The following is a 15,933-nucleotide window of genomic DNA, read 5'->3' as shown; positions in this document are numbered from 1 at the left end:
CGGCAACGATCCCTCTGAATTTCCCATACGGGGGCACCGCCGAATTACCGTACGGGGCCGCGCAGTTGGTCCGCCCCGGTACAGTGGGGGCGGGCGGCTTCCCGGCGGTCCCGACCGACGATGTGTCACCTGCGGCATACGGGGGCCGGGTTGGTGGCACGATGGTTCTGGCGGGGGTGTGCGGGGCTGCACCCCCGGGCCGGGAGAGCGGACCGACCGTAGGGTGTGATCAGTTGTGGCCATCTCGCTGTCAGTGGTACTGCTGTTGGCGATCATCCTCGTGGTGCTGATCCGAGGGGGATCGATCAAGGCGGGGCCCGCCATCGTCGCGGTGCTCTTCGGTTTCTTCCTCGCGTCGACCGGAATGGCTCCGTCCATCCAACGGTTCCTCGACTCGATAGCGCAGACGATCAACTCGATCAGTTTCTGATCTCCGGGCGGGACGGGCCGACGCTTTCCCGCCCTCATTCGTGGACGCGGACCCCGACGGCCGCGCCCGGGGCCGACCGCGCTCTCCATGCCGGCTTGATCAGTGATCCGAGATCCGACCGACCGGGAAAACGATCGACGATCCGACCGGTCGACAAAACGATCGACGATCCCGACCGGCCGCCGAAACGATCGGCGATCCGACCGGCCGGGAAAACGATCAGGGCCGGGCCGGAGGAGTGATCCTCCGGCCCGGCCCTGAGCCGTATGGAGCGGGCGACGGGAATCGAACCCGCGTAGCTAGTTTGGAAGACTAGGGCTCTACCATTGAGCTACGCCCGCACAGAGAGCGCCGCAGGTCAGTGACCCCGGCACAGGAGGCATCGTAGCGGGTCGCACCCCATCCCCGCACACCCCGTTCCGCGACCCCACAAGCGCTCGTGAAATGCGGCAGCCGCGCTGTCTCCGGGCATGTACCCTACGTGTCGCACCGACGGGGTGTGGCGCAGCTTGGTAGCGCGTCCGCTTTGGGAGCGGAAGGCCGTGGGTTCAAATCCCGCCACCCCGACCACCAGCCGGTTCCGGCGACACGTCAGGCCACGGATCAGGCGAGAGAACAGACGCCCCACGGCCGATGGCCGGGATCGCAAGATCGCCTTTTGGGGCGTGTACCGCCTGCGGTTACTATGCAGGTTGCGCGCCCGTGTGTCTGCACTGTTACGTCTCTCAAGGGCCGCGAATCCGCTGAGGCTCTGCCCGATCTCGGCAGAAACAAACAGCAGAACCCCGCAGCAGTACCCCCAAGAAGTCAGCCACAAGGAGACCGAACCGTGAAGAGCGCCGTGGAGAACCTGAACCCGACTCGGGTTCGGCTCACTGTTGAGGTGCCCTTCGAGGAGCTCAAGGACAGCCTCGACGCGGCGTACAAGAAGATCAACCAGCAGGTCACGGTGAAGGGGTTCCGGAAGGGCAAGATCCCGGCGCGCATCATCGACCAGCGGTTCGGTCGCGGCGCCGTGCTCGAAGAGGCCGTCAACGACGCGCTCCCGAAGTTCTACACCGAAGCGGTCAACGAGGCTGAGCTGAACGTCCTCGGCCAGCCCGAGGTCGACATCACGGAGCTGAAGGACGGCGAAACGCTGAACTTCACCGCCGAGGTCGACGTCCGCCCGACCATCGAGATCCCGGACTACTCCGGCATCGAGGTCGAGGTCGACGCCGTCGAGGTCGCCGACGAGGACGTCGAGAAGGCCGTCGAGGAGCTCCGTGAGCGCTTCGCGTCCACCTCGCCGGTCGAGCGCGCCGCCGAGGACGGCGACGTCGTCACGATCGACCTGGAGGCCAAGGTCGACGGAGAGGTGCTGGAGGACGGCGTCGCCTCCGACGTCTCCTACACCATCGGCTCCGGTGAGCTGCTGGACGGCATCGACGAGGCCGTGAAGGGCCTGGAGGCCGGTGGCGAGGCCACCTTCGCCTCCGAGCTCAAGGGCGGCTCGGCGGCTGGCAAGGAGGCCGAGGTCACCGTCAAGGTCACCCAGGTCGCCGCGCGCGAACTGCCCGAGCTGGACGACGACTTCGCGCAGCTCGCCTCCGAGTTCGACACCCTCGACGAGCTCAAGGCGGACAGCCGCAAGCGCCTCGAGAACATGAAGCAGTACGACCAGGCCACGCAGGCCCAGGAGCGTGTCCTGGAGAAGCTGCTCGAGCTGGTCGAGGTCCCGGTCCCCGAGAAGCTGCTCGAGGACGAGATCAACACCCGTAAGCACAACCTCGAGCACCACCAGCTCGGCCAGATGGGCCTCGACCTCGCGAAGTACCTGGAGATCCAGGGCAAGACCGAGGAGGAGTTCGACGCCGAGACCAAGGAAGCGGCGATCAAGGGCATCAAGACCCAGTTCGTCCTGGACGAGCTCGTCAACAAGGAGAAGCTGAACGTCAACCAGGAGGAGCTCACCGAGCACCTCATGCGGCGTGCGGCCTCCTCCGGCATGTCCCCCGACCAGTTCGCCCAGGCGGTCGTCGAAGGCGGCCAGGTCCCGATGCTGGTCGGCGAGGTCGCCCGCGGCAAGGCCCTCGCGGTCGTCGTCGAGGCCGCCACGGTCAAGGACACGAACGGCGAGGTCGTCGACCTCGACGACGAGGAGGACGAGACGGAGTCGGCCACCGAGGTCGTCGCCGAGGTCACCGACGGTGACGAGGCCTCCGCCGAGGCTTCCGAGGAGAAGCCCGAGGCGTAAGCCCACGGCGCTTCAGCAGCTGTATGACGGGCCCCTGGGGACTTCTTGTCCCCGGGGGCCCGTCGGCCTTTGGGGGTGCGGGGAACTGCGCGCTCAGCCCACGACAAGCCGCACCCGCCGTTGGACCACCCGTGGCAGACGCGACCGCGGCTTTGCGGGGGTGGATCGCACAGTTCCCCGCGCCCCCGACGGGGCGCAGCCCCGCCAAACCCCCTGTCCAATCCAGCGGAGCGCATGCGCTCACAGCGAACAGTTCCTTCTGCGGGATTCCCCGGAGGGACCCGCGCGTTAGGGTCCATGAATACGAGGGCAGGGGAGTCCCCGAAGCCGCCCCGGGCGGTTGTCGCACCGGGGTCCCACGCCCCCAGCAGAAGACGTGAGACGGCCCGGCGCCGTCGTAAGACGAGCAGGTGGATACGTGACGAATCTGATGCCCACAGCTGCCGGCGAACCCTTCGGTGGTGGCCTCGGCGACCAGGTCTACAACCGACTGCTCGGCGAGCGGATCATCTTCCTCGGCCAGGCGGTCGACGATGACATCGCCAACAAGATCACGGCGCAGCTGCTGCTCCTTGCCGCCGACCCGGACAAGGACATCTACCTCTACATCAACAGCCCCGGCGGATCGATCACGGCCGGCATGGCGATCTACGACACCATGCAGTTCATCAAGAACGACGTGGTGACGATCGCCATGGGCATGGCTGCCTCGATGGGGCAGTTCCTGCTCAGCGCGGGTACCCCCGGCAAGCGCTTCGCCCTGCCGAACGCCGAGATCCTGATCCACCAGCCCTCGGCCGGCCTGGCGGGCTCCGCGTCGGACATCAAGATCCACGCCGAGCGGCTGCTGCACACCAAGAAGCGGATGGCCGAGCTGACCTCCTTCCACACCGGTCAGACGGTCGAGCAGATCACTCGTGACTCGGACCGCGACCGTTGGTTCGACCCGATCGAGGCCAAGGAGTACGGCCTCATCGACGACATCGTGCCCACCGCTGCCGGTATGCCGGGCGGTGGCGGCACCGGGGCGTCGTAAGCCCCTCAGCGCCCCCCAGGGCGGCGCGTGGCCTCTCTGTCGCTCCCGGGCACACCCAGTGCCCCGGAGCGGCGCAGACGGCCCTCCAGCGCCCCCAGCCGACCGCCCCAGGCTCTTACAGGCTCTTCAGGAGACACAGTGAACGACTTCCCCGGCAGCGGCATCTACGCCCGCACGCAGGCCGAGTACACCGGTCCTCGTGCGGAGTCCCGCTACGTCATCCCGCGCTTCGTCGAGCGCACCTCGCAGGGCGTGCGTGAGTACGACCCGTACGCGAAGCTGTTCGAGGAGCGCGTGATCTTCCTCGGCGTGCAGATCGACGACGCCTCCGCCAACGACGTCATGGCGCAGCTGCTGTGCCTGGAGTCGATGGACCCCGACCGTGACATCTCGGTCTACATCAACAGCCCCGGTGGCTCGTTTACGGCCCTCACGGCCATTTACGACACGATGCAGTTCGTGAAGCCCGACATCCAGACGGTCTGCATGGGTCAGGCCGCCTCGGCCGCCGCGATCCTGCTGGCCGCCGGTACGCCGGGCAAGCGCATGGCGCTTCCGAACGCCCGCGTGCTGATCCACCAGCCCTACAGCGAGACCGGCCGCGGCCAGGTCTCGGACCTCGAAATCGCCGCGAACGAGATCCTCCGGATGCGCGCGCAGCTGGAAGACATGCTGGCCAAGCACTCGACCACGCCGATCGAGAAGATCCGCGAGGACATCGAGCGCGACAAGATCCTCACCGCTGAGGACGCGCTCGCGTACGGCCTGATCGACCAGATCATCTCCACCCGCAAGATGAACAGTTCCGCGATCGTCTGACGTATCGCTGTATCGTCTGCCGCTCGTCTGTCGCCCGTTGGCGTGGTTCACGACAAAGTGAACCGCGCCAAGGGGGGCCCGAACGGGGGGCTCGGCAAGGTACCGTCGGACATAAGGCAGCACCAGGAGCCGCTGGACCTAGGCGTCTCCCAGGCGAAGGGGAAGCACACCGTGGCACGCATCGGTGACGGCGGCGATCTGCTCAAGTGCTCGTTCTGTGGCAAGAGCCAGAAGCAGGTCAAGAAGCTCATCGCAGGCCCCGGTGTGTACATCTGCGACGAGTGCATCGATCTCTGCAACGAGATCATCGAAGAAGAACTCGCGGAAACGAGCGAGGTCCGCTGGGAGGAGCTCCCGAAGCCCCGCGAGATCTACGAGTTCCTCGAGGGGTACGTGGTCGGCCAGGAGTCGGCCAAGAAAGCCCTCTCGGTCGCGGTGTACAACCACTACAAGCGGGTCCAGGCCGGTGAGAACGGCGGCGGTCAGAACCGGGACGACGCCATCGAGTTGGCGAAGTCCAACATCCTCCTGCTGGGCCCCACGGGCTCCGGCAAGACTCTGCTCGCCCAGACGCTCGCGCGCATGCTCAACGTCCCGTTCGCCATCGCCGACGCGACGGCGCTGACGGAGGCGGGGTACGTCGGCGAGGACGTCGAGAACATCCTGCTGAAGCTCATCCAGGCGGCCGACTACGACGTCAAGAAGGCCGAGACGGGCATCATCTACATCGACGAGATCGACAAGGTGGCCCGTAAGAGCGAAAACCCGTCGATCACGCGAGACGTGTCCGGCGAGGGCGTCCAGCAGGCGCTGCTCAAGATCCTGGAGGGCACGACGGCCTCCGTTCCGCCCCAGGGCGGACGCAAGCACCCCCACCAGGAGTTCATCCAGATCGACACGACGAACGTCCTGTTCATCGTGGGCGGCGCCTTCTCGGGCCTGGAGAAGCTCATCGAGTCGAGGGCGGGTGCCAAGGGCATCGGCTTCGGCGCGACGATCCGCTCCAAGCGCGAGCTCGAGTCCAAGGACCAGTTCGAGGCCGTCATGCCCGAGGACCTGGTGAAGTTCGGCATGATCCCCGAGTTCATCGGCCGGCTGCCCGTCATCACCTCGGTCCACAACCTCGACCGGCCGGCGCTCCTCCAGATCCTCGTGGAGCCGCGCAACGCGCTCGTGAAGCAGTACCAGCGCCTGTTCGAACTCGACGGCGTGGAGCTGGACTTCGAGCGCGAGGCCCTGGAAGCCATCGCCGACCAGGCGATCCTCCGCCAGACCGGCGCGCGCGGCCTGCGCGCCATCATGGAGGAGGTCCTCCAGGCGGTGATGTACGAGGTTCCCTCGCGCAAGGACGTGGCGAGGGTCGTCATCACGGCGGACGTCGTCCTGTCCAACGTCAACCCGACGCTGATCCCGCGCGACGCCCGCGGGCGTGGCCCGGGCGAGCAGAAGACGGCGTAACCGCCACCGCACGGACGTACGGCGAAGGGGCCCCGGTCAACCGACCGGGGCCCCTTCGCCGTTGCTGTGCTCGCGGTTGACGCGGGCGGTCAGATCTTGACGCGGACGTCGTTGCGGAGCTTGGCGGCGGTGGCGGCCGCGTCGTCCAGCGAGCCGCTCTTGCCGGTGAGGAAGGCGGCGATGTCGACCGAGGTGACGGAGGCGACCGTGCTGTGGTCGCCCCAGACGCACAGAGGCACCTTCACGGTCTTGGGAGCGCCGGCCGTCGAGGTCGACGAGTCGGTGTTCGTGATCTCGGCCGCCTGGCACTTCAGGATGCCGTTGCTGAAGCCGGAGGGCGTGAACTCCTGCGGGCTGCCGAGCAGCTTGCCCTTGGTCTTGTCCTTGCTCTGGTCCTTCTCGGACTCCGTCTTCAGCTTGGCGAACATGGCGTCGACGACGGCCTCCGGGTCGTCGATCGTGCCGTACACACCGCTGAAGGACAGGTTCTTCGCGGTCAGACCCGTGCCGTTCGCGTAGCCCGCGCCGGCGTCCTTGGCGTTCTTCACGCCCCACTTCTCGAAGTCCTTGATGTCGCTGTCGGACATCGTGGGGGTGTCACCGGAGCTGTCGGACTTCTTGTACGTGCCGTTGATGACCGTCGCGGGCGTCGTCAGCTTGTGCGGGCCGTCGTCCGCGACCGAACCACTTCCGCTGCTGCTACCACCGATGACGAGATACGCCGCCACGGCGATCGCGGCGACGACCGCGACCGAGCCGATGACGATCGCCGTCTTCTTCTTGCCGCCGCCGGGCGCGGGCGGCTGCGGGGCGCCGTAGGGCTGCTGGCCGTAGGGGGGCTGCTGCCCGTAAGGGGGCTGCTGGCCGTACGCGGGCTGCTGACCGTACGGGGGAGTCTGCGGCGGGACACCCTGGGGAGCCTGCTGGGGGTAGCCGTAGCCGGGCTGCGGAGGAGCCTGCTGCGGATAGCCGTAACCGGGCTGGGGTGCCTGCGGCGGCTGGCCGTAGGGGCCCTGCTGCCCCGGCTGACCGTACGGCCCGGGCTGCTGGGGCGGCCCACCGTACGGGCCCGGCTGGTTGTAGCTCATCTCTGGGTTCCCCTCCAGATGCTTATGTGTTCCTGACATCCTGGCGTAACCCCTGGGGTGCCACGGCAGTGGGGGGCGGACCGTTACGAAAGAATCGTGTTTCGGGACAGGGCGGTGACGCCCCTAAACTGACCCCGTGACCGAGAACTCTCAGCAGCCGCAATCAGAGCCCACTCCCGAACTGCCGACCCAGTACGCGCCGGCCGACGTAGAGGGGACGCTGTACGAGCGTTGGGTAGAACGCGGTTACTTCGAGGCGGACGCGAAGAGCGAGAAGCCGCCGTTCACCGTTGTCATTCCGCCGCCGAACGTCACGGGCAGCCTGCACCTCGGGCATGCCTTCGAGCACACCCTCATCGACGCGCTCACCCGCCGCAAGCGCATGCAGGGCTACGAGACGCTGTGGCAGCCCGGCATGGACCACGCCGGCATCGCCACGCAGAACGTCGTCGAGCGGGAGTTGGGCAAGGAGGGCAAGTCCCGCCACGACCTGGGCCGGGAGGCCTTCGTCGAGCGCGTCTGGCAGTGGAAGGCCGAGTCCGGCGGACAGATCTCCGGCCAGATGCGCCGCCTCGGTGACGGTGTCGCCTGGTCCCGCGAGCGCTTCACCATGGACGAGGGCCTGTCCCAGTCCGTCCAGACCATCTTCAAGAAGCTCTACGACGACGAGCTGATCTACCGCGCCGAGCGCATCATCAACTGGTGCCCGCGCTGCCTCACGGCGATCTCGGACATCGAGGTCGAGTACCAGGACGACGACGGCGAGCTGGTCTCCATGAAGTACGGGGAGGGGGACGACACGATCGTCGTCGCCACCACCCGTGCCGAGACCATGCTCGGTGACACCGCCGTCGCCGTGCACCCCGACGACGAGCGCTACAAGCACCTCGTCGGCAAGAACATCCGCCTCCCGCTCACCGAGCGTTTCATCCCGGTCGTCGCGGACACCCACGTCGACCCGGAGTTCGGCACGGGCGCGGTCAAGGTCACCCCGGCCCACGACCCGAACGACTTCGAGATCGGCCAGCGCCACAACCTGCCGAACATCGCCGTGATGGACGAGCACGCGGTCATCACGGTCCCGGGTCCGTTCCAGGGCCTGGACCGGCTGGAGGCCCGCTCCGCCATCGTCGCCGCGCTGCGCGCCGAGGGCCGGATCGTCGCCGAGAAGCGGCCGTACGTCCACTCGGTCGGCCACTGCTCGCGCTGCAAGACCACCATCGAGCCGCGGCTGTCCATGCAGTGGTGGGTCAAGGTCGGCCCGCTCGCCAAGGCCGCCGGTGACGCGGTCCGTGACGGCCGGGTCAAGATCCACCCGCAGGAGATGGAGAAGCGGTACTTCGACTGGGTCGACAACCTCCACGACTGGTGCATCTCACGGCAGTTGTGGTGGGGTCACCGCATTCCGGTCTGGTACGGCCCGAACGGCGAGGTCGTCTGCGTCGGCCCCGACGACGAGGCCCCGACCGGTGAGGGCTGGCACCAGGACACCGACGTCCTCGACACCTGGTTCTCCTCCGGCCTGTGGCCCTTCTCGACCCTCGGCTGGCCCGAACAGACCGAGTCGCTCGCGAAGTTCTACCCGAACTCCGTTCTGGTCACCGGCTACGACATCCTCTTCTTCTGGGTTGCCCGGATGATGATGTTCGGCCTGTACGCGATGGACGGCACCCCGCCGTTCCACACCATCGCCCTGCACGGCATGGTCCGCGACCAGTTCGGCAAGAAGATGTCGAAGTCCTTCGGCAACGCGGTCAACCCGCTGGACTGGATGGACAAGTACGGCTCGGACGCGCTCCGGTTCACGCTCGCGCGCGGCGCCAACCCCGGCGTCGACGTCCCGATCGGCGAGGACTGGGTCCAGGGCTCGCGCAACTTCGCCAACAAGATCTGGAACGCCACGCGCTTCGCGCTGATGAACGGCGCGACGGTGGAGGGCCCGCTGCCGGACGCCTCGGCGATGTCGGCGACCGACCGCTGGATCCTCTCCCGTCTCAACGCGACGGTCGCCGAAGTCGACGCGCTCTACGACGACTTCCAGTTCGCCAAGCTCTCGGACGTCCTGTTCCACTTCGCGTGGGACGAGGTCTTCGACTGGTACGTCGAGCTGTCCAAGACGACGTTCATGGCGGGCGGCGAGCCGGCGAAGGTCTCCGGGCGTGTCCTGGGCGAGGTCCTCGACGTCACCCTCCGCCTCCTCCACCCGATCGTCCCCTTCGTCACCGAGACGCTGTGGACGACGCTGACCGGCGGTGAGTCGGTCGTCATCGCCGAGTGGCCGACCGACTCCGGTTTCCGCGACACGGGCGCCGAGCGTGAGATCGAGACGCTTCAGCAGGTCATCACGGAGGTCCGCCGCTTCCGTGCCGACCAGGGGCTGCAGCCCGGCCAGCGCGTCCCGGCCCGCCTCACGCTGGACGGCACCGCCCTCGCCCCGCACGAGGCCGCCATCCGCCAGCTGCTGCGGCTGCAGCCGGAGGGCGAGGCCTTCGCGGCCACGGCGACGCTTCCCGTCGCCGGGGCCACGGTGGCGCTCGACCTCTCCGGCACGATCGATGTCGCGGCCGAGCGCAAGCGGCTCGCCAAGGACCTCGCCGCCGCCGAGAAGGAGAAGGCCCAGGCGCACGCCAAGCTCGGCAACGAGGCGTTCCTTGCCAAGGCGCCGGACCAGGTCGTGGACAAGATCCGTACGCGGCTCGCCAAGGCGGACGAGGACATCGCCCGCATCCAGGCCCAGCTGGAACGCCTCCCGGAGGCGTAACGGCTCTGTCGTAGGCGAACGAAGGCCCCCGGGACCAGTCTGGTCCTGGGGGCCTTCGACGTCTGTGGTCTGCGGGTGGGTAGGGGGCTGGTCGCGCAGTTCCCCGCGCCCCTGAGGCGGGGCTCCGCCCCGCATCCCCCGCCCACCCGGATTCGTTTGGCTGCGGGCCGGTGGGGGCTTGGCGCGCAGTTCCCCGCGCCCCAGGCTTTTAGGGGCGCGGGGAACTGCGCGACCGGCCCCCACTCGCCCGCAGCCGAAGAACCGCCTCGGGGGTCCGGGGGCGGAGCCCCCGGGGATGGGACGGGTAGGGGCGGCGGGGGCGAGGGACCCGGGGCGGGTTCGGCTCCGTAGACTGGCAGCGTGAGTGAGCTCCCCCCGCACGACAGCAGCGAGTCAGACGAACCGGACCCCAGCGACCCGCACGGTCTCTTCGACGAGATCGTCGCGGCCGAGACCGACCGCGACCCCGACCTCGCGGTGATCGAGGCCGGCAGCCGCACCCTGCGCGCCCAGGGCGCCGACGCGGGCCGGCAGGCCGACGTGCCCGCGCGCCCGGCCGACCCCGAGGTCGACAAGGCGCTGCGCGAGGTGGAGGCCGAGCTCGCCGGCCGCTGGGGCGAGACCAAGCTGGAGCCCTCCGTCAGCCGGATCGCCGCGCTGATGGACGTCCTGGGCGAGCCCCAGCGCGCGTACCCCTCGATCCACATCACGGGCACGAACGGCAAGACCTCCACCGCCCGCATGATCGAGGCCCTCCTCGGCGCCTTCGAGCTGCGTACCGGCCGGTACACCAGCCCCCACGTCCAGTCGATCACCGAGCGGATCAGCCTCGACGGCGCCCCGATCCCCGCCGAGCGGTTCATCGAGACGTACAACGACATCAAGCCGTACATCGAGATGGTCGACGCACAGCAGGAGTACCGGCTGTCGTTCTTCGAGGTGCTCACCGGCATGGCGTACGCCGCCTTCGCCGACGCCCCCGTCGACGTCGCCGTCGTCGAGGTCGGCATGGGCGGCAGCTGGGACGCCACCAACGTGATCGACGGGGACATCGCCGTCGTCACCCCCATCGACCTCGACCACACCGACCGGCTCGGCGAGACGCCCGGCGAGATCGCCACCGAGAAGGCCGGCATCATCAAGCAGGACGCGACCGTGATCCTGGCTCAGCAGCCGGTGGACGCGGCCCAGGTGCTGCTGAAGAAGGCCGTGGAAGTCGACGCGACCGTGGCCCGGGAGGGCCTGGAGTTCGGGGTCGTCGCCCGGCAGGTCGCCGTCGGCGGGCAGCTCATCACACTGCGCGGGCTCGGCGGTGAGTACGAGGAGATCTTCCTGCCGCTGCACGGCCCCTACCAGGCGCACAACGCCGCCGTGGCGCTCGCCGCGGTCGAGGCGTTCTTCGGCGTCGGCGCGGCGCACTCCCAGCGGCTCGACATCGACACCGTGCGCAAGGCCTTCGCCTCCGTCACCTCGCCGGGCCGCCTGGAGGTCGTACGGCGCTCGCCGACCGTCGTCCTGGACGCCGCGCACAATCCGGCGGGCGCCCGTGCCACCGCCGAGGCCGTGGGCGAGGCCTTCGACTTCAGCCGGCTGATCGGCGTCGTCGGCGCGAGCGGCGACAAGAACGTGCGGGGGCTGCTCGAAGCCTTCGAGCCGATCTTCGCCGAGGTCGTGATCACCCAGAACTCCAGCCATCGCGCGATGGACGCCGACGAGCTCGCCGGTATCGCCGTCGAGATCTTCGGCGACGAGCGGGTGCAGGTGGAGCCGCGGCTCGACGACGCGATCGAGGCGGCGATCACGCTGGCCGAGGAGGAGGGCGAGTACGCGGGCGGCGGCGTTCTCGTGACCGGCTCCGTCATCACCGTCGGCGAGGCCCGACTGCTCCTGAGGAGGGGCTGACCGCTGTGCGTACGCTCTGTGCTTCCACTCTGATCGGCGAGTTCTTCGTCATCGGCTTCGCCGGGCTCGTCGCCATGAAGGATCCCGATCTGTCCCTGGCCACGGTGTGGACGGTCAGCGGGATCTTCATGGCGGTGAGTGTGCTGCTCTGCGGGATGATCACCCGGCCCGGGGGTGTCCAGCTCGGCTGGGCCCTGCAGATCGCGCTGATCGCCAGCGGGTTCGTCGTGGGGTCGATGTTCTTCCTGGGGGCGATCTTCGCCGCTCTGTGGTGGGCCTCGGTGCACTACGGGCGGAAGATCGACGAGGCCAAGGCGAGGTTCGCTGCGCAGGCGGAGGCGGGCGGGAACCCGGCGTAGGTTTTTTCGTCCTGCGCAACCAGCCCCCACCCGCCCGCAGTTGAAGAACCCCGAAGAACCCCGAAGAACCCCGTGGAACCCCGAACACCCTGCCCGCCTGACTCTGCGTAACACCCACCCAGACACGCCCTGTAGCCTCGGTCACCCGCACACTTGTGACCCGAAGGAGCCACCACCGTGAGCCAGCGCACCCTCGTCCTCCTCAAGCCCGACGCCGTCCGTCGCGGCCTGACCGGCGAGATCATCAGCCGCATCGAGCGCAAGGCCGGCTGGCAGATCACCGCGCTGGAGCTGCGCACGCTGGACCAGGACACGCTGGAGCAGCACTACGGCGAGCACAAGGGCAAGCCGTTCTACGAGCCGCTGGTGGAGTTCATGGCGTCCGGCCCGGTCGTGGCGCTGGTCGTCGAGGGCGAGCGGGTCATCGAGGGCGTGCGCACGCTCGCCGGCCCCACCGACCCCATCGCCGCCGCCCCCGGTTCCATCCGTGGCGACTACGGTGTGATCGTCCGCGAGAACCTGATCCACGCCTCCGACTCCGAGGAGTCCGCCGAGCGCGAGCTGAAGATCTTCTTCCCCGGCCGCGTCTGACACCTCCTGGCAGTCGCGTCCGAGTCACTTCCCGGACACTTCCGAGTTGCCCCCGAGCCGCCGTTCAAGTCGCGTCGACGCCGCACAGACATCACGATTCCAAGATGTTCTTGTAACGGCTTGCAAAGGCTTGTAAAGGACTTACGTCCCAGCCCGATGGCTGATCAGGGACGGCCGCGGAAATTCCGGCCGTCCCGCGGCATATGCGTGCCGATCGGGGGAACGCGTGCCCCCGTTGGGCCGTCTCCACAAGCGGGGCGGCGCCACGCATGCTGACAATGGCGAAGACCCTCGCGCAGTGTTCGTGCAGGCGCGTCTACGATGGAGACCTTCACGTCACTGCACCCACCTCGCCGTTCCTAAAAAGCCGTCAAAGCTCCGCTTGGGAAGGCCAGACGAATCCTGATGGGGAACTCAATGTCGTTCATCGGCCGTGACATGGCTGTCGACCTCGGGACCGCCAACACGCTGGTGTACGTCAGGGGTCGCGGGATCGTACTCAACGAGCCGTCCGTCGTCGCGATCAACACCAACACCGGTGGCATCCTCGCGGTCGGCTCGGAGGCGAAGAAGATGATCGGGCGGACCCCCGGCAACATCGTTGCCGTGCGTCCGCTGAAGGACGGTGTCATCGCCGACTTCGAGATCACCGAGCGCATGCTCCGCTACTTCATCCTGAAGATCCACAAGCGGCGCTATCTCGCCCGTCCCCGTGTCGTCGTCTGTGTGCCCTCGGGCATCACGGGTGTCGAGCGCCGTGCCGTCATCGAGGCGTCGTCCCAGGCCGGCGCTCGTCAGGTGCACATCATCGAGGAGCCCATGGCCGCGGCCATCGGCTCCGGCCTGCCGGTCCACGAGGCCACCGGCAACATGGTGGTGGACATCGGCGGCGGCACCACGGAGGTCGCGGTCATCTCGCTCGGCGGCATCGTCACCGCCCAGTCCATCCGCGTCGCGGGCGACGAGTTGGACAACGCGATCATCCAGCACATCAAGAAGGAGTACAGCCTCCTCCTCGGTGAGCGCACCGCCGAACAGATCAAGATCACGATCGGTTCGGCGTACGACCTGGACACCGACGAGCACACCGAGATCCGCGGCCGGGATCTCGTCTCCGGGCTGCCCAAGACCGTTGTCATCTCCGCGGCCGAGGTGCGCAAGGCGATCGAGGAACCGGTCAACGCGATCGTCGACGCCGTGAAGACGACGCTCGACAAGTGCCCGCCGGAGCTGTCGGGTGACGTGATGGACCGCGGAATCGTTCTGACGGGCGGTGGGGCGCTGCTGCGCGGCCTCGACGAGCGCCTGCGCCGCGAGACCGGAATGCCGATCCACATCGCCGAGGACCCGCTGGACAGCGTGGCACTCGGCTCCGGCAAGTGCGTCGAGGAATTCGAGGCGCTCCAGCAGGTTCTGGACGCCCAGCCGCGCAGATGAGGTAACTCTTCGATTCCGCCGTACGGGATGATCGCTTCTCGTACGGCGGATCGTTGATATTGAGGCATAAGCTCCCCCATAACACCCTTGGGCGTCAGCACTCGCTCGGGGTGCGTTCCTGTTGACACCGACGAGGAAGGCACGGCCGCCGCACGTGAGGGACACACGAGAGAGCCGGCTGCTCCTGGTGCTGCTGATCGCCATCGCGTTCGCTTTGATCACGGTGGACATCCGTGGTGGACAGGACTCACCGGTCCAGGGTGCCCGCCAGGCCGCCGCGGCGGTCTTCGGCCCGATCGAGAACGGGGTGTCCTCCGCGGTCGACCCCGTCGGCAACGCGATCGCCGCGGTCCGCGACTCGGACAGCCGACACGATCGCATCGCCCAACTCGAGCACGACAACACGGCGCTGAAGGCCAAGCTCGGCAGCGACGACCGCAATCGCAGCCGTCTCAACCAGCTCGACAAGATGCTGAAGATGGCCGGCGCCGGGCAGTACGGCATCAAGGGCGCCGAGGTCATCGCCATAGGAGCCGCCCAGGGCTTCTCCTGGACCGTGACCATTGACGTCGGCAGCAACGACGGTATCCAGCGCGACATGACGGTCCTGAACGGCGACGGGCTCGTCGGCCGCGTCACCACCGTCGGTCCGGACACCGCCACGGTGCTGCTCGCCAACGACCCCGATTTCACCGTCGGTACGCGGATGGAGTCCAGCGACGAACTCGGATTCGCCTCCGGCCAGGGCGACCGCCCGCTGCGGGTGGAGATGCTCAACGGCAAGGCGAAGATCAAGAAGGGGGACCGGCTGGTCACCTTCGGCTCGCAGGCCGACAAGCCCTTCGTGCCCGGCGTCCCGGTCGGCGTGGTCTCCCGAGTCGACCCGTCGGGCGGCGACCTGACCCGCACGATCTACGTCACGCCGTACGTCTCGTTCTCGAAGCTCGACATCGTCGGTGTCGTCGTAGAGGCCCCCCGCAAGGACCCACGTGACACGGTGCTGCCGGCCAAGCCCAAACCGACGCCCACGCCGACCGTGACCGTGACGGTCACCCCCTCGGCGTCCGAGCCCGTCACCGGCCAGACGCCGTAGGAGCTGAATCCCCATGCGTTTCAATCGGATGCTGCTCTCCGCCACTTTGGTGGTGGTCGCCCTGGTGATCCAGGTGAGCGTCCTCGCCCGTCTCCACCTCCCGGGCGCCGTCCCGGACCTCGTCCTGCTCACCGTGTTGGCCCTCGCCATGGTCTACGGCCACGTCGGCGGCGCCCTCATCGGCTTCGCCGCCGGTCTGCTCGCCGACCTCGCCCCGCCCGCCGACCACGCCGCCGGGCGCTACGCCCTCGTGCTGTGCGTCATCGGCTACCTCGCGGGGCTGGCGAAGCCGGAGAACGGCCAGCTCAAGTCGGCGAGCGGCCCGATGGCCGTGGTCGTCGCCGCCGCGATCGGCTCCACTCTGCTGTACGCCGGTGTCGGCGCCCTCGTCGGCGACACCGCCGCCCGCCATGTGGGCCTGGGCAGCCTGCTGTTCACGGCCGCCCTGTACGACCTGCTGCTCGCGCCGTTCGTGGTCCCGGGGCTGATGGCCCTGGCCCGGCGCTCCGAGAGCAATCCACTCGCCGATTCCAACAGCGCCAAGGCCGCCGACGTCTCCTCGGGCTGGCTGGCCTCCGGCACCGGCCTGCGCATCGGCAGTCAGCGCGGCCACCGGGTCAGGGCCGCCCGGGCGCGCGTCGCCCGCGCGGGGCGCATCAAGGGGGTCAAGCGCCTGTGAGGGCAAGACAGTTGTCCGACCCCGGGGTCGAGGTCTCCAGGTTC

13 protein-coding genes and 2 tRNA genes are annotated in these 15,933 nt (G+C 68.3%); 13 read left to right on the top strand and 2 right to left on the bottom strand.

Features of this window, described 5'->3' with window-relative positions; translation table 11 throughout:
- The first annotated feature begins 235 nt into the window (after window positions 1-235).
- Window positions 236-430 (top strand): hypothetical protein, encoded by a 195-nt coding sequence (locus ACFZDJ_RS05305; RefSeq protein ID WP_054231893.1) that lies wholly within the window; start codon window positions 236-238, stop codon window positions 428-430.
- A gap of 267 nt (window positions 431-697) precedes the next feature.
- On the opposite strand, the gene ACFZDJ_RS05300 is transcribed toward ACFZDJ_RS05305, so the two are convergent.
- Window positions 698-771 (bottom strand) — tRNA-Gly (locus tag ACFZDJ_RS05300).
- A 152-nt stretch (window positions 772-923) separates the two neighbouring features.
- Here ACFZDJ_RS05300 and ACFZDJ_RS05295 point away from each other — a divergent pair.
- From ACFZDJ_RS05295 to clpX, 5 genes are all read left to right on the top strand, one after another.
- Window positions 924-1,000, top strand: a tRNA-Pro gene (locus ACFZDJ_RS05295).
- A gap of 259 nt (window positions 1,001-1,259) precedes the next feature.
- A complete protein-coding gene (gene tig, locus ACFZDJ_RS05290; protein ID WP_168508676.1) occupies window positions 1,260-2,666 on the top strand; it encodes a trigger factor in 1,407 nt (468 codons plus the stop codon).
- A gap of 430 nt (window positions 2,667-3,096) precedes the next feature.
- Complete coding sequence (locus tag ACFZDJ_RS05285; protein WP_054231895.1) at window positions 3,097-3,702, top strand: ATP-dependent Clp protease proteolytic subunit; 606 nt, start codon at window positions 3,097-3,099, stop codon at window positions 3,700-3,702.
- Window positions 3,703-3,840: 138 nt separating this feature from the next.
- A complete protein-coding gene (locus tag ACFZDJ_RS05280) occupies window positions 3,841-4,521 on the top strand; it encodes an ATP-dependent Clp protease proteolytic subunit (RefSeq protein WP_060897739.1) in 681 nt (226 codons plus the stop codon).
- Window positions 4,522-4,692: 171 nt separating this feature from the next.
- On the top strand, window positions 4,693-5,979 hold the full coding sequence (gene clpX, locus ACFZDJ_RS05275; RefSeq protein ID WP_390927316.1) for an ATP-dependent Clp protease ATP-binding subunit ClpX: 1,287 nt from the start codon (window positions 4,693-4,695) through the stop codon (window positions 5,977-5,979).
- Between the two features lie 89 nt (window positions 5,980-6,068).
- On the opposite strand, the gene ACFZDJ_RS05270 is transcribed toward clpX, so the two are convergent.
- The gene (locus tag ACFZDJ_RS05270; protein ID WP_391056209.1) at window positions 6,069-7,067 is read right to left on the bottom strand and encodes a hypothetical protein; all 999 of its coding nucleotides are present in this window, start codon (window positions 7,065-7,067) and stop codon (window positions 6,069-6,071) included.
- Window positions 7,068-7,203: 136 nt separating this feature from the next.
- On the opposite strand from ACFZDJ_RS05270, the gene ACFZDJ_RS05265 reads away from it, so the two are divergent.
- From ACFZDJ_RS05265 to mreD, 7 genes are all read left to right on the top strand, one after another.
- Window positions 7,204-9,828 carry a valine--tRNA ligase gene (locus tag ACFZDJ_RS05265; protein ID WP_391056207.1) on the top strand — a complete coding sequence of 875 codons (2,625 nt, stop codon included), beginning with the start codon at window positions 7,204-7,206 and terminating at the stop codon, window positions 9,826-9,828.
- A gap of 360 nt (window positions 9,829-10,188) precedes the next feature.
- Window positions 10,189-11,730, top strand: coding sequence for a glutamate ligase domain-containing protein (locus ACFZDJ_RS05260; RefSeq protein WP_390927321.1), 1,542 nt, complete (start codon window positions 10,189-10,191; stop codon window positions 11,728-11,730).
- A gap of 5 nt (window positions 11,731-11,735) precedes the next feature.
- Entirely contained in the window at window positions 11,736-12,089 is a 354-nt protein-coding gene (locus ACFZDJ_RS05255) for a DUF4233 domain-containing protein (RefSeq protein WP_385388845.1), read from the top strand.
- Between the two features lie 177 nt (window positions 12,090-12,266).
- Window positions 12,267-12,680: a nucleoside-diphosphate kinase gene (ndk, locus tag ACFZDJ_RS05250; RefSeq protein WP_391056204.1), complete on the top strand. Its 414-nt coding sequence runs from the start codon at window positions 12,267-12,269 to the stop codon at window positions 12,678-12,680.
- Window positions 12,681-13,097: 417 nt separating this feature from the next.
- Window positions 13,098-14,117, top strand: coding sequence for a rod shape-determining protein (locus tag ACFZDJ_RS05245; RefSeq protein ID WP_037645353.1), 1,020 nt, complete (start codon window positions 13,098-13,100; stop codon window positions 14,115-14,117).
- A 154-nt stretch (window positions 14,118-14,271) separates the two neighbouring features.
- On the top strand, window positions 14,272-15,210 hold the full coding sequence (gene mreC / locus ACFZDJ_RS05240) for a rod shape-determining protein MreC (protein ID WP_101405177.1): 939 nt from the start codon (window positions 14,272-14,274) through the stop codon (window positions 15,208-15,210).
- A 13-nt stretch (window positions 15,211-15,223) separates the two neighbouring features.
- Complete coding sequence (gene mreD / locus ACFZDJ_RS05235) at window positions 15,224-15,889, top strand: rod shape-determining protein MreD (RefSeq protein ID WP_390927324.1); 666 nt, start codon at window positions 15,224-15,226, stop codon at window positions 15,887-15,889.
- Window positions 15,890-15,933: the final 44 nt, after the last annotated feature.

This window comes from Streptomyces sp. NPDC007896 (assembly GCF_042959425.1).
Classification (GTDB): domain Bacteria; phylum Actinomycetota; class Actinomycetes; order Streptomycetales; family Streptomycetaceae; genus Streptomyces.
The sequence above is the reverse complement of the archived record's forward strand: the minus strand, read 5'-3'. Positions and strand labels throughout refer to the sequence as shown.

What these genes read in the sequence shown, in the direction of transcription:
- ACFZDJ_RS05245 (WP_037645353.1), top strand. Translation starts at nt 13,098, where the DNA reads ATGTCGTTCATCGGCCGTGACATGGCTGTCGACCTCGGGACCGCCAAC.
- ACFZDJ_RS05270 (WP_391056209.1), bottom strand. Translation starts at nt 7,067, where the DNA reads ATGAGCTACAACCAGCCGGGCCCGTACGGTGGGCCGCCCCAGCAGCCC.
- ACFZDJ_RS05285 (WP_054231895.1), top strand. Translation starts at nt 3,097, where the DNA reads ATGCCCACAGCTGCCGGCGAACCCTTCGGTGGTGGCCTCGGCGACCAG.
- mreD (WP_390927324.1), top strand. Translation starts at nt 15,224, where the DNA reads ATGCGTTTCAATCGGATGCTGCTCTCCGCCACTTTGGTGGTGGTCGCC.